Consider the following 26588-nt stretch of genomic DNA (forward strand, 5'->3'; position numbering starts at 1 on the left):
CGACGAGGCTTGTCGCTCTGCATTAAGAAAGCCGTCTAAAGACCTGATTTACACCATATTTAAAAATCTTTAAATTCATTATACGTCATGGGGATTATACGATTGGACTTAGTAGCCGAGACAACATGTTTATTTTTGTTCTCTCCCTGCAAGCTTTCGTCCAGTACATCGTGATGAAATTCATTGCCGTCTTTGCGCTTGTTTCCCCACGTAGTGCGGTAGTCTGGCTTTTTTCGGGCGGATACGGTTCTTTTGCTCGGATGGAGGAATACCTCCTTTTTCGATGACCGCGTCTTCTCCTTCGTTGAACCTTCTGTTTGTTCCTTATCGGTACCAACTTCTCTGGCGATTCTGCTCACAAGCGAATTCAGACTTTCTGCCTGTGCGGAAAGTTCTTCACTGAACGATGCTGTCTCCTCAGCGTTTGCGGCGTTTTGCTGGATAACTTGATCCATCTGGGTAACTGCCTTGCCGACCTGGTCTATTCCATCTGCCTGCTCCTTCGAAGCGTTCGTTATCTCATTTACAAGATCGGTAACTTTCTTTGCCTTTGTAACGATTTCTTTGAGGATTTTGCTTGATTGTTTAACAAGGTCTGTGCCAGAATTAACCTTCTTTGCACTATCTTCAATCAGTCGGGCAATGTCCTTTGCTGCACTCGCGCACCTCTGAGCAAGATTTCGCACCTCTTCGGCAACCACGGCAAAACCTTTTCCATGTTCCCCTGCTCTTGCAGCCTCTACGGCAGCGTTGAGTGCCAAGAGGTTGGTTTGAAAGGCAATGCCGTCAATAACCTTGATAATGCTTACGATATTATTGCTACTTTCATTGATTTCCTGCATGGAGTCATTTACCTTAGTGATGGACTCATCACCAGTCTGGGCGGACAGATAGCAGGAGGTTGCTAATTCGAATGACTTGTGGGCATTCTCTGCATTCTGTTTGGTCATAGAGGACATCTCTTCCATAGATGAAGAAGTCTCTTCAATTGAGGCTGCTTGTTCCGATGCCCCCTGTGCAAGACTCTGGCTCGATGCTGAAATTTGTTCTGAAGCAGAGGCTACCTGCGTAGAACTCTCGGTCAAGTCATCCAGGAGTGCCCTGAAAAGTCCTGATATCTTGTTTGTAATCTTGACGACAATGATACCTAACCCGGTGACAAAGACTGCCGAAGCGATGCCAATAATAATAATCAATTTCCGTAAGTCATCAACAGCTTTGAACGCCTCTGTTCTGCCGATCTCAGCTATAATTACCCAATTCATGCCGAGTACATTAATCGGTGCATATGCACTCAAAACAGGTACGCAGCGATAATCGTTAATAATCTTACAGTCGCTTTTCCCACCGGCGGCCTCTTTTACAGCCTCTGTATCAACCTTATTAACCAAAATTGTGGATTTTTCTGAGAATCTTGAATTGGAACGCATCAGTCTATCCGAACCTACCAGATAGGTCTCTCCCGTTTCTCCAAGACCTGAGCGTTCTTGCATGATGGCATCAATTTCACTGATAGGCATCTGGAATATGAGTACACCTACCTTCTGATTACCGTCATAGATTGGAGAGGCAATAAAAGAGGCGGGGTCTCTATTTGAAGGGGCATAAGATTCAAAATCGGCCAGTTTTATATAGTTACGCGCATTGGCCGCATTCGCGGAGTCAACATCCTTATACAATCTCGCAATATTTGTTGTATTATAGGGACCAGTAACTATATTGGAGCCAAAATCCAGTTCTTTAAAAACGGTATAAAGGACATTCCCTGTATCAGCATCTACAAGGAAAATATCATGATATGCATTTTCTTCGAGGTATTGTTTGAAGATAGGGTGAAGGCGTGCATGTAACTTGCTATAATTACTGCCGTCCTGTGCATCAACATATTCCAGTTTCTTCCCGGCCGGGAATGGATTTTTCGTAATATACAATTCCCGAATCTTTTCAGCCCCCAACTCGTAAAACGCCTTTTTAAATTCCTTTACGGCATTGATGGCCATTTCATTTCGTGCAAGAGTTATTGCATCGCTTTTTCTCTTTGTGAACCAATCATCAATAAAGGCTTGCTTGATATTTCTCACAGAAACTAACTGATTAAATGCTTGTTTTTCCAATGCCTTGCTGGAGCTATAATAGCTTAATATTCCGATAGCAATCAAAGGTACTAAACCACCAATTATAAATAGTGAGATAGTCTTTGTACTTAAATTCATCTTCACGCAATTCTTCTCCTGCCTTTTAAAGGATTAATAATATGGGTCTATACATAGTTTTTGAATCTCAGATGTTCTTGATTATATAGAGATCCTTCCTTTCAAATGTGTATGATGAAATAGTTTTAAAATAAGTAACTTTTGAGCAATCAGCCATCAGGAGTCCGTGGGCTGGGCATCTGGGATCGAGGATTGGACGAAGGATCAATCGTCTAAAAATCGTTGATAAAAAGACTGAACCTTATCCTTGATCCCTGATACCGGATCGCTAATTTAACGCCATACTCATAATGCCCCCTACATCAAGGATAAGGCCTACGTGTCCATCTCCAAGTATAGCGCTGCCGGAGATTCCTCTAATATTGCAGAACGGTTCTCCCAGGCTCTTAATGACTATCTGTTGTTGGCCAAGGAGGTCGTCGACAAGGATTCCACACCTTCGTCCCTCACCTTCAACGATTAAAATGAGGGCATCCCAAGGATCTGTTTTTTTTGGTTTAACGTTATACAAATTGTGGAGCCGCAACATAGGCAGCAAATTGCCGCGCACGTTAATCAGCTCGCCGCGCTGTTGTACGGTGGAAATGTCTTCCTTCTTTGGACGAATGGATTCTTCAATAGAAAGCATGGGAACGATATATTTTTCTGAGCCGACCTGTACAATCATGCCATCGATAATTGCCAGAGTAAGTGGTAACTTAATAGAAATTTTGGTGCCTTTTCCTTCTATCGTGGAAATCTCGACCTTTCCTCGTAACCGTTCAACATTCTTTTTTACAACATCCATGCCTACTCCACGTCCTGAAACGTCGGTTACCTTTTCCGCTGTAGAGAATCCGGCGGCAAAGATGAGATTATAGATTTGTTGATCGGAGAGTGAGGTATCTTCCTCAATCAATCCTTTTTCAAGAGCCTTCTTCAAAATTTTTTCTTTGCAAAGACCTTTGCCATCGTCTTCAATTTCAATAACGATATTTCCACTACGATGGAATGCGTTTAATCGAACAATGCCTTCGGAGGGTTTTCCTTTCGTCATCCGCTCATTTTGAGACTCAAGCCCATGATCTATTGAGTTTCTGATAATATGCACCAGCGGGTCGCCGATCTCTTCGATAACGGTCCTATCCAGCTCTGTTTCTTCTCCGGAAATTTCCAATCGCACCTTTTTGCCTACCTTTGTGGAAACATCCCGTACCAGCCTGGCCATCTTTTGAAATGTTGATTTCAAAGGCACCATTCTCATGCACATAACCTGATCCTGTATATCCTTGATGATTTTATTGAGGTGGGTAAGATTTTTATTTACGCCGTTATTATTGCTTCCCAACGTATCACGAATAAGGGCGTTGGCAATCACCAGTTCACCTATAAGGTTGACAAGGTTGTCCAGCTTTTGAGTATCTACTTTAACGGTATCAGAAGATGGCTTGCCCACCATGGATTGGGTCCTGAGCGCTTTTTCTACTCTCTCCTGCGTTGTTATACCTTTCTCAACCAGTATTTCACCTAATCGTTTTCCGTGTGCCTGTTCCTGCAATGCAATTTCCAGCTGATCTTTACTGATATCGTCGGTTTCCAGTAGTATTTCGCCGATATATTTATCTTTTGGAGAACTTGCTTGGGTATCTTCCGGTTGAGCCTGGTTCTGATTCTGTCTTAGAATAGCGGAAATTTCAGACAAAAGCGGTTGATAATCAATCACATCTACCGGTGCATCTTTGTTCTCTAGCTTCTTTGCTATGGTTTCTCTCAGTTTTTTCAGTACATCAACGCCTCCGTAGAGAATTTCAATAATTTCCGGTGTGAGTTTTATTTTTAACTTTCTTGCTTCATCCAGGAGGGTTTCTAACTCATGACTTACCTTGCCAATATCTTTCATACCCAAAAAACCTGCACTGCCCTTCATGCTATGAATCGGGCGGAATATGCTGTTAATAACATCTACATCTTCCGGATTTTTTTCCAACTCCAGTATCTTGGCTTCAACGTCATCCATGTGGTCGTTAGATTCGGCAAGAAATTCTCTAACGATCTCAACATCATTCATAAAATTTGTATTTTCTTCCATATCCTTTGTCCCTAAAATCAAAATTTTAAAGAAAACGACAAATCTCTCATTCTGTTTTTTTATTACTTCTGAGGTAATGTCTTATTGACAAGGCAACAATACGTTATTGTTTTTCACATGTTTATCAATTTTCTGAATTAATCTTTGTCTTGTGAAAGGTTTTGCGAGGAAATCTATAGCGCCAGCCCGAATAGCCTTTATCACATTTTCTTGTGTCGGAGAAGAGGAACATATTATGATTGGTACCGCATTGGATATGGCGTTTCGTTTAATTCGTTCGCAGAGTGTTATTCCGTCGACACCAGGCATATAAATATCCATCAGCACGAGGTCAACATGGTTTTTTTGGAGTATAGAGAGCGCGTTGTTAGGATTGTCAGTAACTACGATTTTATATTCGCTACTTAAAAGTTTTCTGACTATTCGCAGATCCGTGTTTGAATCATCTACAACCAGTATAGTGCCCTTGAATTGTTTATCATTTTCTTCGATGACTTCACAAAAAAACTCTTCACCGATTAGCTTTGGTATGCTTAACATGAATAGGCCGTCATCAAAGCCAAGAATTCGCATGGTGACTGTGAGAACAAGATGTTCTTCATTCAAAACTTCTTCGCTGAGTATGGTATTCACATTTTCTTTGTTAATTAATACGGTACTTATTAATTTTAAATGAATGGGCTTTGGTAGCTTAGATCTTAATTCGCTATCAAACATACCGCAAACCTGATTCGTAAATTCCTTAAATGCGTCTGTACAATCACCATCATAAACACCCTTGCTTACATTTTCTCGTATTATCGCATCCTCAAGAGCTAACAAGAGACTGCCAATTGTGATAGCCTCCTTTACGGCAAAGATTAAATACATTTCACCTTTGTAAAACTCTTCGATCGCAAATTTCGCCATTACATAACTCGTGTTAGCTTTCTCAATAAATGAGTTTAGTGTTGTACTTTGTAATGCTGGATTTGTTAAGAAAAACTGCTTGTTCGTTAGCTTGCCGCAATCAGTACAAATCCGTGGAAAAGTGCTTATCAGCGTTTCCTCGAGCCTGGATGAGGTCTTTTTATTTAAAGGGTTTTCCATTGATGATCTATTTAGTCGATTCTCGAAGCAACAAACCTATGTTAAACATTTCGTTATTGGATATAAAAGGTGTCATGAGCCACGGGTCTTTACTAAAACAAGAAAGCGTAGTGTCCGCTACAGCAGAATGGTTATTTACTGCAGTGACAGAGAGACCTTCCCCTGCAATAACCATTGGGATAGAAAGATGCATATCACCGTGTTGAGCCGCCAGTTTTGTCTTTACATTTCCTGCAATCATATTTGATACCTCACCGATTGCATCTTTAACCTCGTTCGTAAATTCGGTCAGTTCTGTCATCAGCATAGTTGATGCAATTTTTAATGCGAATTTTTTTGAACAGAACAAGGCAATAACCCCGTGATATCTACCAGTAAAACTCACCATGCCGATAACATCTGTTCTTATTTGTGTATCATCTACTAAGATTGCATCATCGTACTTTAAATCCATCAGAATCATCGTTTCGAATAATGTTTTAGTAGCATCAGCAATATCTGCGGCAATGCTTTCCATCAAGCTTTCTAACGCCATGGTATGTTCTCTCCTCTTTACATTGAATTTGTGAATTTCACAAAGGGGATATAACCGCTATTTTACGAGTAAATAATTCCCTAATTTAGTCTTTAATTGATCCGGGGTGAACGGTTTTGTCAGATAACCATTGGCGCCGCTGTTTTTGGCCTCTTCAATCCTTGTCTCACTGCTTTCCGTGGTTATCATTACAACAGGAATATTACTCTTTAGCCCTGATCCCCTGAGGGCTTTAACAAAATCTATTCCTGTCATATTTGGCATATTCCAGTCACACAGGATCAAATCAATATTACTGGAAGCAGCTTTTTCCAGCCCTTCCTTTCCATCGCCAGCTTCAACAAATTCGTCAATCAAGAAACCAGACTGCTGAATAATCCTTTGAATCATCTTTCTCATGACAGCAGAATCATCGATTATCAATACTTTTGGCATGTGCTGTACCTCCATTTTCATTGAAGTTGTTTATTTCACTTTTTTCTTGTATCCACTGATCGATTTTAGACCGCTCAAATCGCCACATATTCATTATCCTAAATGATGGGATTGTTCCTTCTTTCACCAATTTATATACCGTGCGTGGACTTATTTTAAGATACTCTGCGACTTGTTTTATTGTCATGATGTTCGGATTGTGCATAGATGTTAACCTTTTTGCATATAGTGTCTTTTTATTGCATTAATTACCTTGGATTATCGGAATAATAAAAAAATAATTTAGCTCGAATTCCATATTTCAAAAGGACAGTATGAGAGTTGAATCAGTACAAGCAATGTTGTGTAGTATAAGATTTTATGACTGATTTTTTATGAAATATGGTTTTTGCTATTGCGCATGAAGAATAAAAATATACTTGGAGGAAGAAATTTACTATTGCATGGGTAACAAAAAGAGGAACATTCCGCTTCATAATATTACTCTGTAAAAGTTTCTTTTTTGGGGAAGTATGTAGGCGACATTTTTCAGAGGCATTGGAAAGTCTTTCTTTTTGAGTTTGGGAGACATCCCTAAAATACGATATCCCTTTTTGGCAACTTTATATCTACCCGAACGGTGACTATTCAGCGAAAAAACAAGGGTAAAAAGCCTGTGCTATAATAGTCGCAGTAGATAAATGAGTGGCTCATTATAAAGGCGGGAACCATTAACGATAAACAATATAGACATAGAGGTAACGCTCCAAAAAGCAGAGAAACTTCTTTCTGAAGAGAAAGGCATGGCGCCAGCCATGAGGTCAATGGTAGAGTTGTTGGTATTACTGATAACGCTGCTAGCGGGTCGTTTAAACCGGAACAGCCGCAAGTCTTTCTCAGGCGATCCGAACCGCAGGAAAGAGAGCAAGTCAAAAGACGAGAGGAAGGCTGGGGGGACAAAAGGGTCATGAGTGGGTAACGCTAGTCCTAAAACAAGCGAGGTTTTTTAAACCTCGCTTGTTTTAGGACTAGCAGGTGGTACAAGATTCGAAGGAAGTGATGCCGTGAAAATAAAGGACAAAGGAAAGGGCGGTGCCAATAACCATGGAAAAAGAAGCACCATTAAATGAAACCGTTTTTAAAGTAAAAAAGGGAGGCTTTTTGGCCTCCCTTTTTTACTTCATCTTTGCTACAATCATCCTTAGTAACAAACGAAATTTTTAACAATAAAACTATCATAACGAGGAAATAGATGCTTACTAAGGAGTGGCAAACCGAAATTCATAAATGTGCAAAATGCGGCAAATGCCGGTCAATCTGTCCCGTCTTTATCGAAACGGGCAAGGAGTCCATGGTGGCACGTGGCCGTATAAGCCTGGCCGATGCGTTACGAAACGGTGAAATTTTTCACACCGAACTCCTAAGGGAATATCTTCTTTCGTGCAAGAAATGCCTCCGATGCTCTCATATCTGCCCCTCGGGTGTTGATTATGATTTCATTATCCAAACTATGTTGGATGATCTGGCAAACAACATCGGAATATGGTTAATACCGCGGATTGTATTCAGTATATTTTTAACCAGAAGGGGCATCTTTAATCTGCTTTTAAAAATAGCCAGTGTCTTTCAACGGTTAGTTCCTTTAAAACGTCATGGCACTATGAGGCATCTGCCTTTCATGTTTATGGGTGGTAGATGGATTCCACCTTTGGCAAAAAAGCCGGTACTCAAAAAATATCGAGGTATGAAGACGATAAAACATCCTAAAATGAAGGTGGGGTTTTATGTGGGCTGCCTCATCAATTATGTTTACACCGATATTGCCGATGCAGTAATTGATGTGTTAAACCATTTTGAGATAGAAGTTGTTGTCCCCCAGGGCCAATTGTGCTGCGGCATTCCCGCAAGATCATTGGGGGACGTTAAAACGGCACGACGATTAGCGGAAGTGAACGTTGCGGTATTTGAAAAGGCTGGCGTTGATTTTATTATCAATGCATGCGCCACGTGCGGAAGAACTCTGAAGAAGGACTACCCGCGCATTCTCGGTGAGCAGTGTCTGAAATTTTCCAACAAAGTATACGATATTACCGAGTTTATTGAGCAATATTGCAATTATACAACAAAACTACAAAATACCAGGGTCGCCTACCACGACCCCTGTCACTTGTACTGGGGCCAAAATATTTCAAAGCCGCCCAGAGATATTTTGAGGCGTTCTGCTGTATTCCAAGAAATGGAAAATCCGGAACGATGCTGCGGCGGAGGTGGAGTATTCAATTTATTACACTATGATCTCTCAAAAAAGATCGGGGAGTACAAAGCAACGGCCATTGAAAAAAGCGGTGCAGAGATCGTAGCAACAGGTTGTCCCGGATGCCGGCTCCAAATCGAAGATCTTCTTGCAGCAAGGAACTCTCCGGTTAAATGTACACATACGATACAGGTTTTACGGGATGCTATACTGCCACCGCCATGATATTTTGGCACTATCTGCCAGTGAGAGGATATTTAACCAGCGGTCTGACATAACAACATCTCGGCAATCTGGATAGCGTTCAGTGCGGCGCCTTTTCGAAGATTATCGCTCACAACCCATAGGTTAATTCCGTTCGCAATGGATTCGTCCTCGCGAATACGTCCGACAAAAACATCGTCTTTCCCCACGGCGTTTGTTGCGAGAGGGTATACCTGATTTGCAGGATCGTCCATCAAAGTAACTCCCGGTGCCTTTGAGAAAAGTCTTTTTACTTCTGCTGCGGTAATTTTTTTTTCCGTTTCCACATTTACCGATTCGCTATGACCGCGAACAACAGGTACCCGAACGGTAGTGGCAGTCACTCTGATGCTGTTATCGCCCATAATCTTTTTCGTTTCATTTATCATCTTCAACTCTTCGGATGTGTACCCATTGGACAGGAAAGCATTGTTTTGAGGAATCTGCGGCAATACGTTAAAGGCAATCTGATGGGGAAACAAATATCTTTTAAAGCCTTCCTTGCCGGAGAGAACGCTCATTGTCTCCTTCTGAAGCTCGTCTATTGCTTTCAGCCCGGCGCCGGACACCGCCTGATATGTCGAAACAACGATCCTCTTTATCCTTGCAGCATCATGGATTGGTTTTAAGGCAACCACCATCTGAATGGTGGAGCAATTAGGGTTGGCAATCACACCATGATGTTTTGCAATCTCCTGAGGATTCACTTCAGGCACTACCAATGGCACGTCGTCATCCATCCGGAAGGCGCTGGAATTGTCCACGCAAACAGCACCACTCTCAATTGCATAAGGTACGTATTCCCTGCTGATGCTTGCCCCCGCGCTAAAAAGGGCGATCTTTATGCCTTGAAACGAATGCTTCGACAGTTCCTGTACGGTATAATCAGCTCCGCGAAACTGCATTTTTTTTCCGGCAGAACGTCTTGATGCTAATAATCTCAACTCTTTAATCGGGAATTTTCTCGTCTCCAGTATTCTGAGAAATTCCTCACCTACGGCTCCTGTTGCACCAACCACCGCTATATTTACCGCCATTTTTCCTACAACTCCTTCCGTTGTTAAAAAACATCAGAGTAGCTACCAGTATGAAGCCTGAGTTACTGACGTTTATCACTAAAAGTGACTTAATTATTTGATACGTATGAGAATATCATCCTGAATTTTTTCCCTCTGTCTGATATGTGCTATTTGCGCTAAAAATCGCTGTGCATCACTATAATACCCTGCTGTGGGTTTCAAACCAGGTATAAATTGAAGCCAATATTGATTTTCCAACCGCACAAACAACTCCCGAAGATATTTGCTGAACATCGAAGCAAGGGCTACGGTCATACACCTGTCTTCGCCCTTTTCTATGAAGGAAATCGTCATCTTCTTCTGTGCGGTTTTCACCTCGTATGTTGAAATTTTGTCTTCCTCCTTTAAAACACGTATATCGGCAATCGATAATTGCTCTTGTAGTAAATTGGTATAGGTATTTCGACCCCCTTGTTTATCAACAATCAAACGAATATGGTCGTTGCTTAAATTCCAAAGCCGGGAAACAAGTGCAGCGCTCGCCTTAAACAAGACAATAGACTTATTCCGCAACAGCTTTACCTGTTCGTTAAATTCCCTCACCGCAACAACACAACTGCTTGAGTGAAAAAACCTCACATCGCGCTTGCAAAAAGTGTGGTTTAAAGAATCAGCACTATTTAAGACAACCACACGATTTGTGGTTAAAGGTAATGAAAAATCTTTTCCTGTATACCATGGGTATTGGTCAAAGATTCCGATATCATTGCACGACAGGCTGCCAAGCAATTGATAAAAGGACGTGATATTTAAACCCTTTGATTCAAGGAATGAAAGAACACCGACTTCCAATGGTTTTAAGCCTAAGCCATGATGTGAACGATATAGTTTCTTACTATCCCGAACAGCGATCCGCTGGTTCCTGCTCTTGAGATCGTTTGAAATAGCATCTCTCAAGATTTCCCACAGAGAGAGATTAATCATTTCGTCCGGCACAGAAAAAGCAACTATAGAAGTCACCATTGGTCCAAGTACCGGGCCATATCCGGACTCATCAATGCCTGCTATGATGGCCATATCATGATATAATTAATCATAACCGCAACAAAACCACAACCAAATACTCCCCGTTAAGAGGGGCGAAGGAGGGTATAAAAAATTTGCAAAAAAGATTTTACAAAGACGTGTTGATAAGTAGCGCATTGCCAAGATAGAAGATACTTTTTTTGTAAGTACCAAAACCTTAAGCTTACCATCCACACTAATTCCAGATCCAACAGCAGTTCCGTTATGTGCAACACACAGACATGATATTGTAATAGTTCCGGATGTACGTTAAACGCAAAATCTATCCTGGAGGTAAGATAAAATTTCCCTTCCCAATGAAAAATGGCCAGGATAGTGGTAGCTACCTTTTCTTTAATGCCTAAGTCTCGGCTGACGATCGACGCTGCCTTTCCTGTGGGAAGGGCGGGAATAGTTTTAACGGGGATATGTGGTTCAAAACAGCTTGCCGGCGTGGTTGTAGACCATCCTTTAGCAGGAGGATGTTTCAGCAAGTCCTCCAGAAAGAAATTTAGTAACATTTTACTGCTCTTCCCACTTGATACTGAAATTTTTCAAAACTGTCTTTTCTCACTCTGCAAGAGCAATTCTTTGGCCTTTATTTGCAGAAACAGGAAGCCTTTCCCGCCATCAGAGTATTGAAACCAAGAATTATCATCAAAGATACAGCTGCTCGTGTCCAATATTTTTTAATGATCCTTTTCCTTTTTTTCGATGAGATTCAACAAAGAAAGAGTCATTTAAAATATTTTTTTACTCATTGTCAATAAAAAATCTTTTGATGAACAAACAAAATCCCATGCCTTTTGAAAGAATATTGATATTTATGATTGCATTTGGTAGATTGAACGATAAATCTTTATGTCTTGGTTTGAAAAAATTCATGAAAGGAGATGTAAATTATGAATTTAACGGAAGCGATTGACATGGTAGCGAAAGACGAACGGGATTTACAGTCAAAATACACGAAACTCGCGGATGGGGAAACAGACCCATTCGTAAAGGCATTTTTAAACAGAATTGTCAAAGATGCGATCAAGCACGAAAAAAAAATCTATAAAAAATACGAAAAAGTTATGGCTACTTTAAATAAGAAAACGTATTAAGCGCCTTTTTATAATAACCTGTTGAACCAAAGCAGAAAACCCCAATATCTTATGCAGATACTGGGGTTTTGATGTCGCAATTATAATTTAATGACAACTCCATATTTTTATGCGTCAGCCGGCCGAAATGATTTTCGTTATAATATAAGAGTGTGCTTTTTTAATAAATTTTATAATTTGACGACTTTTGCAGCCTTGTAGCCCTTCTGGTCTTTAATGACTTCAAATTCGACCTTGTCTCCCTCCGCAAGAGTTCTAAAACCCTCGCCTTGAATAGCAGTTTGATGTACGAATACATCTTGACCGTTATCCTGGGAAATAAAACCAAATCCTTTTTTGTCATTGAACCATTTTACTGTCCCTGTTGCCATTCAAAAATCACCCCCTCTCATTTTAAAAAATTCAAAAAAACAGAAAGACTACGAGGTTCTATCGCTTGTAGTCTTTATTGTACCTAGAAACGACTTTACAAAACTGCTAACCAACGTAACAAAATGCTATCAAACAATAATTGTCAAATCAAGAGAAATAATAGAGATGTCGTGGAATATGGTATGATAAAATTTATTTGAATTTCTGTTGGGTGTTTGTTACACTCCAGCATCCAAACAAAGAGTTTATCGGTTTATTAGAATGCATTTTTTATGCAATGTATGGAGGTTTAACAATAAAATGCCAACAGCGGTTGCAGATACAGACCTTGATACACTCCTGAAGGTAGAGACATTGTCAAGGGAGACCATAAATTATATCAAAGAACAAGTATTTAGTTCCAAAGAAACTAGAGAAGATCTGGATGCAAAGATTGCTTCGTTAAGAATTGGCATAAAAAAGGTACACGATGTGAACGAGGCGAAGGACTTAACCCTTTTATTGGGGATTTTGGAATGGATGATTGGAAATGTAAAAGAGGCTTCTGAATTCCTGAAAGAGGTGAAATCAAGAAAAATTGCTGCCTATTATTTGGGTAAATGCTATCAGGAATTAGGCGATTATGACCACGCTTTGGAATGTTTTGAACGAGCCAAAAAAACGGATACTGAAGAATTTGACATTTGTATGGATATTGCCGAAACCAAAAGACTAAAAGGCAATAACGAAGATGCCCTGAAAATCGTTAAAAGTTTTTCCCACTCCCACGAAAACAATCCAGACTTTCATTACCAATTGGGATGTTGCTTGGACGCCCTCGGAGAATATGATGATGCGCATAGTCACTATGAGCAGTCACTTCGAATAGCCCCAAGCTATGCAAAATCTCTCTTCCGTATGGCTTTTAATTATGATCTCGGCGGAGAAGATGAAAAAGCCATTGAGTACTATGAACAGTGCATAAAGTTGTGTCCTAATCATAAAAATGCATTTATCAATCTAGGAATATTGTATGAAGATGAAGGCAGCTTTGATGATGCGGTATATTGCTATGAAACTGTTTTAGAAGCCGAACAAAACAATCCCCGGGCCTTGTTGTTTTTAAAGGATGCAAAAGACTCCATGGGCATGTATTATGATGAAGAGATTTCAAAAAAACAAGGAAAGGAAAGTGAGGTGTTAAATATACCCATCTCAGATTTTGAACTCTCCGTAAGAAGTAAAAATTGTTTGGAGAGAATGAACATTCGCACCTTGCGAGATCTTACACGAATTACGGAGGTCGACTTACTTTCTTTCAAGAATTTTGGAGAAACCTCACTCAACGAAATCAAGTTCATCTTATCACAAAAAGGATTACGTTTAGGACAGGCAGTTGAAAGCGATAGCGAAACAGAGGGTTTTGGTAATGACCATACAGAAAGGAAGACGGGCATTATACAAACTATTTCTGAACTCGGGCTCTCCACGCGCTGCAGAAATGCCCTGATCAAGGTCGGCATTGAAACAATAAAAGACCTTACTGAAAAGACAGAAATAGAGTTAGATCAAAAAGGGATAAAACAAAATTATATCGATGAGATATGCGACAGATTATCCGAAGTTGGTCTAGTTTTAAAAAACGTTGATAACGGTAAGTCAGATTTGGACGGAACCGTCACAGAGTAGCCTCTTTAAAAAATTCGGATGGTGTGATTACGGAAGCTAAGGATGTGTGCACATGCTAGATTACATCCGAGGAAGGGTTGTTAGCAAATCTCCCACAAGGCTTATCTTGGAAGTAGCTGGCATCGGTTATCTATTACACATTCCGCTATCTACCTTTGAGAAGATACCCAATCACGAAGAGGTTACAATCCTTACGCAGTTATTTATCAAAGAAGATCAGATAAAAATCTTTGGGTTTGCGACGGGGGAAGAAAGGGATTTGTTCCAACTGTTGCTTTCGGTGAATGGCATAGGACCTACTACAGCAATCACAATACTTTCTGGTAGTCGTGTGAGTGACATCAAAGATGCAGTTGCCCGTGAAGATGCGAAATCCTTGGAAAAGATCAAGGGGGTGGGTAAAAAAACTGCTGAACGGATTATCCTGGAACTCAAGGGAATAATAAAGGAAATGTCGCTCACCTTACAATCAGGTATAGAGACCGGACAAAAGACGTTGATATCTGATGCCGTCAGTGCGCTAATTTCTCTGGGTTATGGGAGATCTGTGGCAGAAAATGCCGTAAACGAGGCAATGAGAAAACTGGGAGCCATTACTAATGTTGAGGTGCTTGTTAGGGAGGCATTGAAACACAAAACCTGATTGCTCCGGCGTGCGACTTAGGATCTCACAGTAGGATATAGGTTATGATAAAAGAAGATATTTTATCTTCTGTACCCATTGTTGAAGATAAAAACCTAGACTTTACCCTCAGGCCAAAACGATTCAATGATTTTATCGGACAGAATCGCATAAAGGAAAATCTGCTCATTTATATTGAAGCTGCAAAAAAAAGGGGAGAACCGTTAGACCATATCTTATTTTCTGGCCCTCCCGGGCTGGGAAAAACAACGTTGTCTCAAATTATTGCTAACGAAATTAATGCCTCGATTAAGACAACTTCCGGCCCCATTCTCGATAAACCTATGGACCTTGCTGGTATTCTTACGAATTTGCAACATGGGGACATTCTTTTTATTGATGAAATCCATAGGTTGAACACAACTGTTGAAGAGTATCTGTATTCGGCGATGGAAGATTTTTATATCGATATTATCATTGATCAGGGACCGAAGGCCAGATCGGTAAAAATCAATTTACCTAAGTTCACCCTTATCGGTTCGACGACAAGAGAAGGGCTGCTTACAGCGCCGCTTCGTTCCCGCTTTGGTGTGCTGGAAAAATTAGAGTTCTATCCGTGGACCGATCTCTATAAAGTTGTGTGTAATTCAGCCCACGTTCTCTCTATCCGGATAGATGAAAAAGGGGGCGAAATTATTGCGAAAAGGTCCCGCGGTACCCCCCGAATAGCTAATAGATTTTTACGACGTATTCGGGATGTTGCCCAAGTTCGCGGGAACGACATAATCAACAAAGAAGTTGCCCAAATGGGTTTAGAGATGTTAGGTGTGGATGAGAATGGTTTGGGAGAAATGGACAGGAAGATACTGGAAACCCTTATTCGATACAGCGGTCCCGTCGGCTTGAAAACTATTGCAGTTTCGGTAAGTGAGGAAGAAGATACCATCGAGGAAGTATATGAATCGTATCTGATCCAACGGGGATATCTGGATAAAACACCGAGAGGAAGGGTTGCGACCAAGCTGGCTTACGAACATTTAGGATATCCATGCCACTCAGAAACAGGACTCCAAAAACGGCTATTTTAAAGGAGCCGCCTTATGAATCTTTTGTTACATATTTGTTGCGCATGTTGTTTATGCGCACCGCTGCAGGAGCTGAGAAAAGAAGGTTTCGCAGTAACCGGGCTCTTTTACAATCCAAATATACATCCGTTGCTTGAGTTTAGGCGGCGATTAAAGGCGCTGCGCGTATTTCAGGAAAGCGATCCTTTATCAGTAATATACTACGAGGAGTATGGTTTACGGGAATATTTGAAACACGTTGATCATGAGGGCAATGATCGGTGTGCTGATTGTTATACCATGAGGCTTAGGTTTACTACGGTATACGCACAGGAAAACGGATTCGATGCCTTTACCTCAACCATGTTGTTCAGTGTTTATCAAAATCACGAGCAGTTAAAAATATTTTCAGAAAATCTGGCGCGCGAACATGGTATTGATTTTATCTATCGTGATTACCGTGCTTTATCTGAATGCAGTCATGATATAGCCAAAAAAAAGATGATTTACCGGCAAGGATATTGTGGTTGTATCTTCAGTGAATATGAAAGATACAAAGACACGACACGAGAGTTGTATAAAGGCAGCAGTCTGAATAAGAAGGATGAAGAAGGTGTCCAAAATGTCTTTAATATCAAAAACACGTTACATCGATGTGACTGTCTTTGATAGAGTATTGGGGAGTTCTTTTCTGCAAATCTGTCGGAGATCACGAACTGGTTTGTGCCTTGCAGGATCTCGTAATGCTGGTTTAAATCAGAAGTAAATACGTTCCCAATAACAGCGAAAATAACATGACTATGAATAGGGTATCTTTTTTAACAATGGCTATGATATTACCAATTATTTCCGCAGGAGTCCATCTTTCGTGTTACAGGGATAGTGTGGTGGTTCAAGACGATATTCATGACTACGGACCTCTGATGGATAAAACACCCGCTGTACGTGTACTTCTCGTAAATGATAAGCGGACTGCACAGCTAGCAATTCATGGATGCTATCAGATTACCGGCAGTCTGACAAACATTGTAGATCAAGGGCAGGATTTACGAAGGTGTGCCATATCAATAAGTAATGGCGGTATTAATATCGGGAATAAACATTATAATCACAACGAATTAAGAATTGTAAGTCAACAAAGTGGAGGGATTGAAGTAAATTCTGTACGATATCGTGGTGAGATAAGAATATTACAGCAACTTAATGACAAATTGTCCGTGATTGAAGAAACAGATATAGAAAGTTTTATCGATGGTGTCCTTGGGAGTGAAATGCCGCAATCATGGAATGAAGATGCCTTGCGTGCCCAAGCAGTAACAGCAAGAACCTATGCGATGTATAAAAAAAAGATAAGGCGGGATGATGTTTACCACCTGGATATGTTAGAGCTTGCATATCGGGGTATAGCCAATGAATCAGGTCGGCTTACCCAAATTGTGCAGGACACCAAAGGCATCGTGATGGTTTATAATTGGAATATTTTCCCTGCTTATTTTCATAGCACGTGTGGAGGTCATACAGAAGATGTTCGCCATGTATTCGGGAAAGACAGCATACCACCCCTCAGTGGTGTGGCATGCAATTACTGTAGCGACTCCAAACATTCCAGTTGGAGTACGGACATTAGCAAATCTGCTATTGAAAAAAAATTACAGGAAGCTAATGTTTATATTTCCAACATCAGCACAGTAATGGCTGTAAATCCAGGGGCTGGCAACCATGGTTCGAGAGTTGAAATCGCTTCTGCTAATGGAAGTAAAGAAATGAATGCAAATGATTTTCGATTAATGATTGGGCCGAACAATTTGTTAAGCACGTCCTTTCAGGCGAAGAACAATGGAAAAAGTATTACCTTTACGGGAAAAGGGTGGGGGCATGGTGTCGGGCTTTGTCAGTATGGTGCTCAGTCCATGGCAGAAAAGGGTTTCAAGTGGGCCGAAATTTTAAAGTATTACTATCCGAAGATAGAGTTGGTTCGGGTATATTGATGCCTCTGTGGGGAGGTATTTTTGTTTTTTAGATGTCTGGCGGTTGATAAACAAACAAAAGCTCGCTATGGCGAACTCCGATTTCTGAATCATCGTATTCCTACACCAGTTTTTATGCCAGTTGGTACGCAAGGAACGGTCAAGACGCTAACGCCTCAGCAATTAAAGGAGACCGACACAAAGATTATCCTATGTAATGCGTATCATCTTTGTTTAAGACCTGGGGAGAAAATTATTAAACAATCAGGTGGCATCCATAAATTTATGGGATGGGATGGCGCAATTATCACTGATAGCGGTGGATACCAGGTTTTTTCTCTTAGTGGTCTGACAAAGATTTCTGACAACGGAGTAGAATTTCAATCCCCTATCGATGGAACAAGGTTTTTCCTCACCCCTGAAAATATGATGCAGATACAAAAGGATATTGGTGCAGACATTATTATGCCGTTTGATGAATGTGTCCCGTATCCTTGCGAAAAGGACAGGGCGAGTGTTGCAGTGAAAAGAACTACGGAGTGGGCAGAGCGCTGCTTAAATATGCACACGAACAGACAACAAATACTTTTTGGTATTGTCCAGGGGAGTGTATTCAAGGAACTTCGTATTGAATGTGCCAGAAGCCTCGTGGAAATGAATTTTGAAGGATATTCAATAGGTGGGCTCAGTGTTGGTGAAGGGTCTGTCCTCATGAACGAAGTGCTTGATTATACCGTAGATTATTTACCCGAGGATAGACCCCGGTATTTGATGGGTGTTGGGTTTCCTGTAGATATCCTCAACGCAGTAGAACGCGGGATCGATATGTTCGATTGTGTTGTTCCCACGCGCAACGGGAGAAATGGGTGCGCCTTTACCAGCATGGGAAGGGTAAAAATACTCAACAGTCAATATAAGGAAGATTCTTCCCCTTTGGATCAGATGTGCAACTGCTATACCTGCTGCAATTTTTCTAGGGCATATCTGCGGCATCTCTTCTTGGCGCATGAAATTTTAGGGTTAACATTGCTTTCATTACATAATATATGTTTTTTTCAAAATCTGATGCAGCAAATAAGGGAATCTATCAAAAACGGTGATTTTAAGAATTTTAAAAACGAATTTTTATCAAGGCAGTCTGATTAAAATTGTCGTGAATACGCGACAAATCGGAGAAGTGTTTTTTTTGAGTGAAACTTTTTCATAATAGGTAGGAGGAATATGATGTTTTTTTTATTGCAAGCGGCTGGAAAATCGTCATCGCCGGGTGGTATGTTATCCATGCTGCTTCCGTTTATTCTCATGTTTGTTGTGATGTATTTCTTGATCCTGAGACCACAAAAGAGAAAGGAAAAAGAACGCAAGATTCTGTTGTCCAGGATTAAAAAGAACGATCGGGTCGTAACGGCTGGAGGAATCCACGGCCTTATTACGTCTGTCAGAGAGAATGAGATTATCCTCCGTGTAGACGATGCAAAAGACGTAAAGCTTAAGATCGACAGGAGCGCAATTGTTACGGTATTAGAGGTCTCTGGCGATGATACAGAAGAACCAAAAGAACTTCCAAAAGAGAGTAAAGATACAAAATAACGTTTTATATATGATTATGAGTATGAATCAGCAGTTTATTTCAGACAATGAAAAAAGGAGCCTGTTGAGGAGAAAGAAATGACTAAAAACTTAAGATGGAGGATACCTCTCATTGCGATAGTTATTGCTATTGGCAGTATGATCGTGTACCCACCGTCAGAAAAGGTCCTGAAGAAGGAGCAAGTTAAGGAAATCGATGGGAATGTAGTTGAGCGTACGACTCTGGAAAAATCATGGACACGTTTTTTCATAACAAATCCAATTATCCGCGAGACGATTGTTAACGAAGAGACTGACAAGGATGGCAAGAAAGTTTGTAACAAGGTCGTCGAGTATGTCTCAAAGGGTAAGATTAAGCTTGGATTAGACCTCAAAGGTGGCTCAGAGTTGTTGTATAAAGTAAGGGTAGATAAAAAAGAAGACCGACCAGGGATAACAAAGGAAATTATTGAAGTATTAAAAAAAAGGATAGACCCTCAAGGAGTTATAGAGTATAGGATCCAGGAACAGGGCAGTCATCGTGTGCTCATTCAGGTTCCGGGAGCAACAAAAGCAGAAATAGAAAGCTTGAAGAACCGAATCACACGCCTTGGCAAGCTTGAGTTCAGGCTTGCAGCCAGCAGCGATAGCCCGGAATATAAAGAGGCGCTGGAGGGGAAACAAGTTCCGGGGTATTATAAACACTGGTTGCGGAAGAAAAAAGGCGAAGAAGGGGAGGCCGGCAAATGGTACCTTGTTCGGAATAAGACCGAGATTTCCGGGGAACACCTATTCAGAATATATGCTGACCGGAAAGGGATCGAACCCATCGTTGGTTTTGAGTTCGACGCTATTGGTAAATCTAAATTTGGACAAATTACAGAACGTAATATTGGTAAACCTCTGGCAATTATCCTGGACGGCACCCTCTATTCTGCACCTGTTATCCGCGATCGTATACCCGGGAAGGGAATTATTGAAGGAAACTTTACCCAAGATGAAGTCAATGAACTTATTGCTATTATGCGGGCAGGAAGTCTTCCTGCAGACCTGGAACTTGAAATGGAAACCATGGTCGGGCCGAGTTTGGGAAGAGATTCAATTAACAGGGCGTTGATAGCCGGCACGATAGGTGGTATCTTTGCAATCCTTTTTGTTGGAATTTACTATATGGGGGTGGGATGGGTTGCAAACTGTGCAAATGCTTTGAATATCTTTTTTACTGTTGGAATGATGGCATTACTCAATGCTACTTTGACTCTCCCGGGTATAGCGGGATTAGTGCTCATGATCGGTATGGGTATCGATTCAAATGTGTTAATCTTTGAAAGAATCCGTGAAGAAAAGGCCAAGGGAAAATCCTTACGGGCAGCGGTAAAGGCGGGCTATGAAAAGGCGTTTTCTGCCATTTTTGATTCCCATGTTACCACGTTAATTACGGGTGTAATACTTGCAGCGGTGGGTACTGGTCCTGTAAAGGGATTTGCATGGACATTAATCCTGGGTTTGATTATCAATCTGTTTACAGCCGTTTTTGTAACAAGGGTTGTATATGATTTGTTTATGGATTTAAACTGGATCAAGAGCTTCTCGATGTTTAAGCTGATCGGCGTCCCCCACGTTAACTTTATAAGCTATCGTTTTATCCTGATTATTATCTCCGGCTCATGTATTATCGGCGGTATGGCAACCTTTGTTATGCGTGGGAACAAAAAATATGATATCGATTTTACTGGTGGTACACTCGTTCATTTACACCTGAATAATTCAACTTCTCCTGGATTTATAAGAACGGCACTTGGTGAGACGGGCTATAATGAAGCCGAGGTCCAGAGTATTTGGTCCGGAGAGAATCTGACACAGTTTGCATCAACATCAGATGAATTCGGTATACGAATCAAAGGCCTTGATGATGAGAAGACAAAGCAAAAATTAACAGAGGATATCAAGCGAGTTCTGGATAAAACGGATTTATTTGCCGGAATCGATTTTATTGAACCCTTGATTTTTAATCTGGAATTGAAAAAACCGACAGATGAGATGGCTATTCAAAAAAGCTTGAAAGACGCTGGTTACAGCGATGAGGATGTGGTGTCAATAACACCCGTTAATCAACTTGCAAAAGAGTACTTAGTGGATATCAGCGGTCTGGAAGATGTGAAAAAACGCCCACAATTAGTCGGTGCAGTGGTAGATGGTTTGAAGAATAACCTGGTCTTCCGCGAGGTTAAAATAACGTTGGGTGAGATTACCGAGTCATTGCAAACACAAGATGTCAATATGCAGGTGTCGAAACCTTTCGTGGATGCGGATGTAAGTGAATCCATTGATCCTGCCATTCTTAATTTTGAGCTGAATAAGCAGGGGTTTGGCAATATTACAGTGACAGGACGATCAAAAGAATCATCAATGGCACGCACAAATAAACTACGAATAGAAAGTTCAAGGACAACTTTACAAGATATAAAACAGGCCGTGAAGGGATCGATCTCGGTGCCAAGCGTTTCTATCACAGGAAACGAAGAAATCCGTGTAGAGTTAAAAGAAGGTATCAGTAAAGGAAGTTTTGTGACGATGATTCGGGAGATTAAGCCCATTAAAGGTGTTGTAAAAGGTGTTTTTTCAATGAACGCTCCCGCACAATTATTTGCAATTCATATGCGACCTTTAAGTGCCGGAAAAGTGCAGGAAAAAATTAAAGAGGACATCATTAGTAAATTTAAGGACCACTTGTATAAAGAAAAAATCGATGTCTCTTTCGAACCGTTGAAAGATGCTTCCCCGGATACTGAGATAAGCACGGCCAGTCAGGGAAAAGAATCAAACCAGGCTCAATTCCGCATGACATTATCTAAACCTTTAAAAAAAGAGGTTATTGAAGAGGTGCTGATTACCGCAGGATACCCCACTATTCTTGAGCAGGGTCTGGAGGAGGGCAGAGAATATAAGAGCGTGGAGATCGCCCTTAACCCTCGTAATACAGAGACGGCAGAAAAGGCCATCAAGAGTGCGTTTGAGATATCTCAGCCGTTAAAAAGGATCGTGAGTATTGGTTCCACTGTTGCAGGTGAGATGAAGAGTCGCGCCATTTTGGGGGTAATCTTTTCCTGTATTGCTACGATATTTTATGTGTGGTTTCGTTTTGGAGACTTTAAATTTGGCTCTTCAGCAATCATCGCTGTTATCCATGATATCCTGCTTACTTTGGGTGCCGTAGCTGTAGCAGATTATTTGTTTGGAAATATGAAAATTGACAGCTCTATGGTAGCTGCATTTCTTACCGTAGTAGGCTACTCTCTGAATGATACAATCGTCATCTTTGACAGGATTAGAGAAAATATGGGAGGGCGGGGTAATCTACTTACGCCGCAATTGGTTAACGACAGTATCAACCAGACATTAAGCCGAACTCTCTTGACAGGGGTTACAACCATTGGTGTATTGTGTGCCCTCTTTTTCGTGGGTGGACATGAGATTCATGGATTTGCATTTGTTATGCTCGTAGGAATCGTTGTCGGTACGTATTCAACGATATTTGTCGCATGTCCTATGCTACTCAGGTGGAAGGGACTTTCTCCCGTAAGTCAAGTATTGCCGCGACAAAATTATCCGATGCAAGGAAAGGAGGTAATAACTAAAAAGAGATAAAAATTATGATTAATAAGGCCATTCACAGGGTGCAGGTCTTGTTAAAAAGATGAAAATTTTTTGAAAAATGCAAATGCGTTTCAGCTTGTCGATTGGCATGAAAGAGCGGACAGAAGGTTCATTTTATTGTTCATTCCTATAAAACCTACGAAAGGAATAAAAAACGATGAAAAGAGATGTGCAAGTTGGTGTAACTTTAGGAGTGATTATTATGGCAATTATCGGTGTCTTTCTGAGCACAAGAACTGCGGTTAAAGAACCTGCGATCCCTATTCCAGAAATGGAGGAAGAAACCCAGGGTAATGTAGCGGATATCAACGAACTATCACCGGAACCACAAAACGTAAATCAAGAGTCTTTTAAAAAGGTAACGGCAAAGGAGCAACAGCCCAAACAAAAGGAATCATCCGTTTCAGACACAGCTAAAATCGATGAACAAACGAAAGAGAACGAGGACAGGGTCATTGAAGTGGAGTGGAAGAAGGCAAAGGAAGCTAAGCCATTACCGACAACCAAAAACGATGAAAAACTAGCTGATATGTCAAACACGGAAGATTGGAAAGACATTTCTTCTGACGACAATAAAAAGATCGGTGCAAAAGCTACAACATACAAGGTAAAAATTAACGACAGCCTTCGTAAAATAGCAAGCAAATATTATGGCGACGAATCAAAATGGCTTCTCATTCTTAACGCTAATCAAGATAAGATTCCGGACAGAAACAGCCTCAGAATTGGTACGGAACTTTTCATACCGGAAGAAAAACTCGTATCAAAGACGACAAAGACAGGGATAAAAACGGAAACAACCACCCCCTCACTCTCTCAACTGGTTAATGTAGATGAAGTACAACCCGCTGAATCTGCTGTTAAAAAACACACGGTACTGCACGGCGATACACTGTACACGCTGGCTGTTAAATATTATCATGATGGCGCGAAATGGGAAAAAATATTCAATGCGAACAAAAAAAACCTTAAGGATAAAAAATCCTTGAAAATTGGACAAGAACTTATTATTCCCAACATCTAAGATTTAAGGTGTAAATATGATGAATTTGAAACGACGTAGTTTTTCTTTTCTTTCAAACCCTCTCTTTTATCTGATAGTTATTGCAATTACGCTATACAGTGTATTATCCGATCCTTCCATTGATGCCCAGGAAACAATGAACGCATTCCCTATGTTTCGATATAATTTAGAAAGAACAGGGCTGGTACCTTTTGTTGGGCCTTCCGGGAATACTTTTAAATGGAGTATATCGAGTGCCGGAGAAATTTGGTCATCTCCTGTCGTGGGTGCAGATGGAGTTGTTTACGTTGGCAGTACGGATGGGAAGTTGTTATCTGTTACTCCCAAAGGAAAGATCTTGTGGGTGTTTAAGAGCGGCGACGAAATATTTGGCTCTCCGGCAATTGGTGCAACCGGTGTTATTTATTTTGGTTCTGTAAGCGGAAGAATGTATGCGGTTAATCCTGATGGAAAAACAAAATGGAAGTTCCAGGCAGCCGGTGCCATTCATTCGTCTCCTGCTTGTGTCGATAAAGAAACGGTGTACTTCAGTTCTTATGACGGGAAACTTTATGCGGTTGGTACAAATGGAAAACTTTTGTGGAGTTATAAAACCGGAGACGCAATTATGCTTTCCTCGCCTGCGATTGGCAAGGATAAAACTATTTATATTGGTTCCTGGGATAAGCATTTGTATGCCTTGAATCAAGACGGCACTTTAAAATGGCGCCTGGAAGTTGAAGCCAAAATAGATTCTACGCCAGCCATAAGCAATGGAGCTGTTTGTGTGGTAGATATGAGTGGAAAGCTCTATTTCGTAAATTTGGATGGGACATTAAAGTGGGCATTTGACCTGGGCTGCAGATCACATTCTTCGCCGGCAGTAGGTGCGGATGAGACGATTTATGTAGGTGCACAAGACGGCAACTTATCCGCAGTGACGAAGGAAGGCACATTAAAGTGGAAATTTAAAACGAAAAAGCCCATTACCGCATCGCCTGTCATTGACGCAAATGGTACCATTTATATTGGTTCGTGGGATGGTTATTTGTATGCTATACAGACCGATGGAACCCCAAAATGGAACGTAAAAATTGGTGAACCATTATTGTCTTCTCCGGCAATTAGCGCAAATAGTACGCTATACGTTGGCTGCGTAGACTGGAAACTTTACGCAATAGGACAATGATTTTTTCTTTCACAAAATGGTTTTACTTAATCGCTATTTTTCGTTATACTATACTACATTTAAGTTTTGTGAAGAATAAATAATTGTATGTGGTGCTTCTATCCACATAATACATGAGCACAAATGTTCGTGCAGGAGATATTATTATATGATCGGCATATCAAAATTATACTGCGGGACGGTAGAACCATCAGATGCATTGCGTTATGGAAGAGAATCAAAAAGATTACCATCTCATTTATTGCAATTTTCGCAAGATAAAAAACCTGTTGTGGTATGGAATGTTGGACAACGTTGTAATTTGAAATGCATTCATTGCTATTCTCAGTCAAAAGATATTGAATATCTCAATGAATTGTCTACCCATGAGGCAAAAGCAATGTTAGATGATCTTGCGGAATATGGGGCGCCAGTAATTTTGTTTTCTGGCGGAGAACCTCTTATGCGATCGGATCTTCTTGAATTAATAGGGTATGCAAAAGAAAAAGGTTTGCGGGCGGTAATTAGTACTAATGGTACATTGATTACCTTGGAAAAGGCAAACGAATTAAAGAAGTTCGGACTTTCTTATGTGGGAATTAGCCTGGACGGCCTTCAAGAAACCAATGACCGTTTCAGAGGGATTCATGGTGCATTTGATGCTGCGTTGTCGGGAATTAAGAATTGCCTGTCGGTTGGTATTAAAGTTGGATTGCGTTTCACCATTAACAAAAGAAATGCTCATGACATACCCGGAATATTTCATCTCATTGAAAAAGAAAACATCCCAAGGGTTTGTTTCTATCATTTAGTTTACTCTGGGAGAGGTTCCAACTTAATTGAAGAAGACCTTTCCCATAAAGAGACCCGTGAGGTTGTTGATCTCATTATCGATAAAACGAAAGAAGCTCACGATAGAGGCAGAAAAATTGAGGTACTCACGGTAGACAACCATGCAGACGGACCCTATGTGTATATGCGTTTATTGAAGGAAAATCCTGCAAGGGCAAAAGAGGTCTTTGAACTTCTCCAGATGAATGAGGGAAACAGCTCGGGCAAGGGACTTGCCTGTATTAGTTGGGATGGAGAAGTGCACGCTGATCAATTTTGGAGACAATATTCCTTTGGAAACATTAGGAAAAGAAAGTTTAGTGAGATATGGGAAGATACTTCGAATGAACTAATGGCCAAACTGAAGAATAAAAATCCTTATATTAAAGGGCGGTGTGCAAAATGCAGATGGCTTTCCATTTGTGGTGGCAATTTCAGGGCAAGGGCTGAGGCTTATTATGGTGACATGTGGGAACACGACCCGGCATGTTATCTTACTGATGAGGAGATTGGAATCGAGTCCTCATCTCCCAAAAAAGCAAGGCAGAAGACAACCGTTTCTTAATACACCTTCAAGAAACCACTTTAAGACGGGCTGTTTGATATATTTCAGACAGTACGGCTTTTCCTATCAATAGAGAATTTTAAAGCAGTTTGCGGT

23 protein-coding genes and 1 pseudogene are annotated in these 26588 nt (G+C 40.8%); 14 read left to right on the forward strand and 10 right to left on the reverse strand.

The window, feature by feature from the left end; all coding sequences use genetic code 11:
• Positions 1 to 59: 59 nt before the first annotated feature.
• From BIY37_RS13600 to BIY37_RS14445, 6 genes are all read right to left on the reverse strand, one after another.
• Positions 60 to 2213, reverse strand: a complete 2154-nt coding sequence (locus BIY37_RS13600; RefSeq protein WP_070068206.1) for a methyl-accepting chemotaxis protein — start codon at positions 2211 to 2213, stop codon at positions 60 to 62.
• Positions 2214 to 2481: 268 nt separating this feature from the next.
• The gene (locus BIY37_RS12650) at positions 2482 to 4281 is read right to left on the reverse strand and encodes a chemotaxis protein CheA (RefSeq protein ID WP_070068207.1); all 1800 of its coding nucleotides are present in this window, start codon (positions 4279 to 4281) and stop codon (positions 2482 to 2484) included.
• Between the two features lie 81 nt (positions 4282 to 4362).
• Positions 4363 to 5190, reverse strand: coding sequence for a response regulator (locus BIY37_RS12655; RefSeq protein ID WP_179129404.1), 828 nt, complete (start codon positions 5188 to 5190; stop codon positions 4363 to 4365).
• A gap of 187 nt (positions 5191 to 5377) precedes the next feature.
• Entirely contained in the window at positions 5378 to 5905 is a 528-nt protein-coding gene (locus BIY37_RS12660) for a chemotaxis protein CheX (RefSeq protein ID WP_070068209.1), read from the reverse strand.
• Between the two features lie 57 nt (positions 5906 to 5962).
• On the reverse strand, positions 5963 to 6340 hold the full coding sequence (locus BIY37_RS12665; protein WP_070068210.1) for a response regulator: 378 nt from the start codon (positions 6338 to 6340) through the stop codon (positions 5963 to 5965).
• Entirely contained in the window at positions 6315 to 6545 is a 231-nt protein-coding gene (locus BIY37_RS14445; protein WP_070068211.1) for a helix-turn-helix domain-containing protein, read from the reverse strand. The genes BIY37_RS12665 and BIY37_RS14445 overlap by 26 nt, the downstream gene beginning before the upstream one ends.
• A gap of 511 nt (positions 6546 to 7056) precedes the next feature.
• Here BIY37_RS14445 and BIY37_RS12675 point away from each other — a divergent pair.
• Together BIY37_RS12675 and BIY37_RS12680 are read left to right on the forward strand one after the other, a co-directional pair.
• Positions 7057 to 7284: pseudogene (locus tag BIY37_RS12675) on the forward strand (IS66 family transposase); the annotation flags it as partial.
• A 287-nt stretch (positions 7285 to 7571) separates the two neighbouring features.
• The gene (locus BIY37_RS12680) at positions 7572 to 8798 is read left to right on the forward strand and encodes a (Fe-S)-binding protein (RefSeq protein ID WP_070068212.1); all 1227 of its coding nucleotides are present in this window, start codon (positions 7572 to 7574) and stop codon (positions 8796 to 8798) included.
• Between the two features lie 32 nt (positions 8799 to 8830).
• Here the strand turns inward: BIY37_RS12680 and BIY37_RS12685 are convergent, their stop codons facing one another.
• The 3 genes from BIY37_RS12685 to BIY37_RS12695 all read right to left on the reverse strand — a co-directional run bounded on the left by BIY37_RS12685 (position 8831) and on the right by BIY37_RS12695 (position 11421).
• The gene (locus tag BIY37_RS12685) at positions 8831 to 9853 is read right to left on the reverse strand and encodes an aspartate-semialdehyde dehydrogenase (RefSeq protein ID WP_070068213.1); all 1023 of its coding nucleotides are present in this window, start codon (positions 9851 to 9853) and stop codon (positions 8831 to 8833) included.
• A gap of 93 nt (positions 9854 to 9946) precedes the next feature.
• The gene (locus tag BIY37_RS12690) at positions 9947 to 10912 is read right to left on the reverse strand and encodes a hypothetical protein (RefSeq protein ID WP_070068214.1); all 966 of its coding nucleotides are present in this window, start codon (positions 10910 to 10912) and stop codon (positions 9947 to 9949) included.
• A 53-nt stretch (positions 10913 to 10965) separates the two neighbouring features.
• The gene (locus BIY37_RS12695; RefSeq protein WP_070068215.1) at positions 10966 to 11421 is read right to left on the reverse strand and encodes a hypothetical protein; all 456 of its coding nucleotides are present in this window, start codon (positions 11419 to 11421) and stop codon (positions 10966 to 10968) included.
• Between the two features lie 381 nt (positions 11422 to 11802).
• On the opposite strand from BIY37_RS12695, the gene BIY37_RS12700 reads away from it, so the two are divergent.
• On the forward strand, positions 11803 to 12006 hold the full coding sequence (locus BIY37_RS12700; RefSeq protein WP_143299282.1) for a ferritin family protein: 204 nt from the start codon (positions 11803 to 11805) through the stop codon (positions 12004 to 12006).
• 170 nt (positions 12007 to 12176) lie between these two features.
• Here BIY37_RS12700 and BIY37_RS12705 read toward each other — a convergent pair whose 3' ends face one another.
• Positions 12177 to 12377 (reverse strand): cold-shock protein, encoded by a 201-nt coding sequence (locus BIY37_RS12705; protein ID WP_070068217.1) that lies wholly within the window; start codon positions 12375 to 12377, stop codon positions 12177 to 12179.
• Positions 12378 to 12678: 301 nt separating this feature from the next.
• On the opposite strand from BIY37_RS12705, the gene BIY37_RS12710 reads away from it, so the two are divergent.
• The 11 genes from BIY37_RS12710 to ahbC all read left to right on the forward strand — a co-directional run bounded on the left by BIY37_RS12710 (position 12679) and on the right by ahbC (position 26492).
• Positions 12679 to 14046, forward strand: a complete 1368-nt coding sequence (locus tag BIY37_RS12710; RefSeq protein ID WP_179129405.1) for a DNA-directed RNA polymerase subunit alpha C-terminal domain-containing protein — start codon at positions 12679 to 12681, stop codon at positions 14044 to 14046.
• A gap of 52 nt (positions 14047 to 14098) precedes the next feature.
• On the forward strand, positions 14099 to 14689 hold the full coding sequence (gene ruvA, locus BIY37_RS12715; RefSeq protein ID WP_070068219.1) for a Holliday junction branch migration protein RuvA: 591 nt from the start codon (positions 14099 to 14101) through the stop codon (positions 14687 to 14689).
• Positions 14690 to 14733: 44 nt separating this feature from the next.
• On the forward strand, positions 14734 to 15756 hold the full coding sequence (gene ruvB, locus BIY37_RS12720) for a Holliday junction branch migration DNA helicase RuvB (protein ID WP_070068220.1): 1023 nt from the start codon (positions 14734 to 14736) through the stop codon (positions 15754 to 15756).
• Positions 15757 to 15768: 12 nt separating this feature from the next.
• Complete coding sequence (locus tag BIY37_RS12725) at positions 15769 to 16401, forward strand: epoxyqueuosine reductase QueH (protein WP_070068221.1); 633 nt, start codon at positions 15769 to 15771, stop codon at positions 16399 to 16401.
• Positions 16402 to 16556: 155 nt separating this feature from the next.
• Entirely contained in the window at positions 16557 to 17720 is a 1164-nt protein-coding gene (locus tag BIY37_RS12730; RefSeq protein ID WP_179129406.1) for a SpoIID/LytB domain-containing protein, read from the forward strand.
• A gap of 21 nt (positions 17721 to 17741) precedes the next feature.
• Entirely contained in the window at positions 17742 to 18845 is a 1104-nt protein-coding gene (gene tgt, locus BIY37_RS12735; protein WP_070068223.1) for a tRNA guanosine(34) transglycosylase Tgt, read from the forward strand.
• Between the two features lie 75 nt (positions 18846 to 18920).
• A complete protein-coding gene (gene yajC / locus BIY37_RS12740) occupies positions 18921 to 19289 on the forward strand; it encodes a preprotein translocase subunit YajC (protein ID WP_230402529.1) in 369 nt (122 codons plus the stop codon).
• Positions 19290 to 19367: 78 nt separating this feature from the next.
• The gene (locus BIY37_RS12745; RefSeq protein WP_070068225.1) at positions 19368 to 22916 is read left to right on the forward strand and encodes a protein translocase subunit SecDF; all 3549 of its coding nucleotides are present in this window, start codon (positions 19368 to 19370) and stop codon (positions 22914 to 22916) included.
• A gap of 166 nt (positions 22917 to 23082) precedes the next feature.
• A complete protein-coding gene (locus BIY37_RS12750) occupies positions 23083 to 23949 on the forward strand; it encodes a LysM peptidoglycan-binding domain-containing protein (RefSeq protein ID WP_070068226.1) in 867 nt (288 codons plus the stop codon).
• Between the two features lie 16 nt (positions 23950 to 23965).
• Complete coding sequence (locus BIY37_RS12755; protein WP_080325078.1) at positions 23966 to 25117, forward strand: outer membrane protein assembly factor BamB family protein; 1152 nt, start codon at positions 23966 to 23968, stop codon at positions 25115 to 25117.
• Positions 25118 to 25265: 148 nt separating this feature from the next.
• Positions 25266 to 26492: a 12,18-didecarboxysiroheme deacetylase gene (gene ahbC, locus BIY37_RS12760; RefSeq protein ID WP_070068227.1), complete on the forward strand. Its 1227-nt coding sequence runs from the start codon at positions 25266 to 25268 to the stop codon at positions 26490 to 26492.
• Positions 26493 to 26588: the final 96 nt, after the last annotated feature.

The sequence above is a fragment of the Candidatus Brocadia sapporoensis genome (assembly GCF_001753675.2).
GTDB lineage: Bacteria > Planctomycetota > Brocadiia > Brocadiales > Brocadiaceae > Brocadia > Brocadia sapporoensis.